This window comes from Rhizobacter sp. P1_G5 (assembly GCF_056405435.1).
The window spans coordinates 1-683 of the sequence record NZ_JBFUCB010001159.1; the positions used below are offsets into that span (position 1 = coordinate 1).

The 683-nt window shown below is 47.3% G+C and carries 1 protein-coding gene; it reads left to right on the forward strand.

All coding sequences use genetic code 11. The features are described from left to right. Nucleotides 1-40 precede the first annotated feature (40 nt). The coding region (locus AC1D12_RS34720; protein WP_477845587.1) for an ATP-binding protein at nucleotides 41-683 on the forward strand (643 nt) is incomplete at its 3' end.

The following is a 683-nucleotide window of genomic DNA, read 5'->3' on the forward strand; positions in this document are numbered from 1 at the left end:
ATGCATCTTCCATCCGTTCGATAAGGTCGATGCGAGACTAATGGATGCCATCGACCACTTGCTTGATTCGAATTCGAATCGCTTGGATCGGTTGTGCATACTATTAATTACCAATGCGACGACGGAGGACGTACAAGTTAATCCTGAGAATGATGTACGCATTCATATTCCCTTCAAGTATCAGGAGCTTGCCGGCGGCGTAGCCGGGAAAAAGGAACTTATCGAGGGCCGTCTACGAACTCATCTATACCCTGTAGATTTGTTCGCCACATCGTCGGTGTTGAAGACCGATCGCAGCTTCTTCGGACGTAAAGAAGATGTTCAATCCTACGTGTCGCAATACGATCGCGGTGAAAACTCTTCATTATTTGGCCTCAGACGAATTGGCAAAACGTCGCTCCTGTGGGCAATTGTAAGAGAGCTGAAGCATCGAGACGCTCCGGTCGTTCTAGTCGACTGCTCTGACACGAAGTTTCACAAAACCACATGGAATAAGGCACTATTTCGAGTAAAGGAGCAGCTCTATATCGCTCTTGGGATTAAGGCGCAAGGGGCGAAAGAATCGGATTACACGGAGGCAGATGCGTCGAGTCGCTTCGTAGAGGATCTCAAACGAATTAAGGAAAGTAACCGTAAGCCATTGCTATTGATTTTTGATGAAATCGAGAGCCTTTGCTTCTCTG